At 35.9% G+C, this 1602-nt stretch carries 1 protein-coding gene; it reads right to left on the bottom strand.

What is annotated here, in order from left to right:
• Positions 1-176: 176 nt before the first annotated feature.
• Complete coding sequence (locus tag H8S01_RS13845; RefSeq protein WP_178069685.1) at positions 177-1352, bottom strand: IS110 family transposase; 1176 nt, start codon at positions 1350-1352, stop codon at positions 177-179.
• Between the last annotated feature and the right edge of the window lie 250 nt (positions 1353-1602).

Genomic DNA, 1602 nt, shown 5'->3' with positions numbered 1-1602 from the left:
TAAGGAGACTAACTATTAAAAGTCAAGCCCTAAAATGATATTTTTTGAATAAAGTACAGAAATGTATTTTTAGATATATTTTGAACTCAGTTAGAGTTCTTTGAACCTTGAAAACTGCATGACAAAAAAAGCATCGTTATAGGTGCTCAAAAAAAACAGTATTGAATTAGAAAGACTTAAGAGGCTTTGATGTATTGCTGATTTGTTTTTTCTAGATGATAAATTACTCGAATCAGCTTTTTTACAGCATGTGATATGGCAACATTGTAATGCTTGCCTTCTGCTCGTTTTTTAGCAAGATAAGCTGTAAATGTTGGATCCCAGTGGCAGACATACTTAGCTGCATTGTACAGAGCATATCGAAGGTATCTGGAACCACGTTTTTCCATATGTGCGTAAGCACCATACAGATGTCCAGATTGATATGTAGATGGCGAAAAACCGGCATAAGCTAAGATTTTATCAGGAGAATCAAAACGGCTGAAATCACCAATCTCAGCAATAATCATTGCACCCATGCGATAGTTGATACCTGGAATACTGAGAATTGGAGAATTAATTTCATCCATGATGATTTTGATTTCATTTTCGATTTCATCAATCTCTGAATCAAGTTCCTTAATCAACTTGATGGTGTGCTTCAGCTCCAGTGACTTTGCAGGCATATTTGAGCCGATAGAAGTTCTGGCAGCGTCTCTAAATGTAATGGCAGTATCTTTACTATATCGACCTTTAGAAGCTTCTGAAAGAAGATTTGTAAGTCTGGTAAGATGAGCGTTAGCAACTTGTTTAGCACCGGGAAATTCGGAAAGCAATGCATAAACAGATGCCATATGAAGTGTTGGAACAAGTTTTTCTAATTCAGGAAATAAGATACAGATCAGTCTTGAAACGGAAGACTTTAGCTTGGCACGTTCTTTTACTTTATCAAAACGATAACGAGTTAATGACTTTAGTTCTTCATTGTGATAAGATATGTCTGAGTAGGACTTTAAGTTCACATCAGACATTAGAATAGAAGCAATCGTGCGGGCATCTACTTTATCCGTTTTCGTCTGTCTAAGGCTTAGACTTTTTCTGTATAGATTTGTATGTAACGGATTGATAACATAGGTGGGCAAACCTTTATCAATGAGATATCCTAAAAGATTGTAACTGTAGTGTCCTGTGGCTTCCAGCCCTACTTTTACTTTAGTTATATCTTTCATAACGGTTTCAATCTTTTGATAAAGATCATTGAAACCATCTAGGTTATTGGTGATGGTAAAAGCTTTAAATAACACTTCTCCATCAGAGTTGGTGATAAAGCAATCATGCTTATCCTTAGCGACATCAATTCCAACGTAAATCATAAAAATCTCCTTATGAATGTATTTGATACTGTTTTAGAACCACAGGTGCTCCTTGCGATTGTAACCTCGTTCTAAATAAACCGTCATGCGGTATCTAACTGATTAACAAATGAACAAAGAGACTATGGTTGGAGCCTCCTTAAAACCATCGGGTGGTAGGTGATTACAACCAATCCACAGTATCTTATATATCATAGTCGAACCTACAGAAGAGGTAAAGAAGAGACTATGATTTAACAGTTATTAAGAC

It is taken from the genome of Lachnospira hominis (ex Liu et al. 2021) (genome assembly GCF_014287955.1).
GTDB classification, from domain to species: Bacteria; Bacillota; Clostridia; order Lachnospirales; family Lachnospiraceae; genus Lachnospira; species Lachnospira hominis.
This window is presented reverse-complemented; position numbering and strand designations above follow the sequence as displayed.

Bases quoted from the DNA above. Each gene is read 5' to 3' on its own strand.
- H8S01_RS13845 (WP_178069685.1), bottom strand. From the start codon at position 1,352: ATGATTTACGTTGGAATTGATGTCGCTAAGGATAAGCATGATTGCTTT.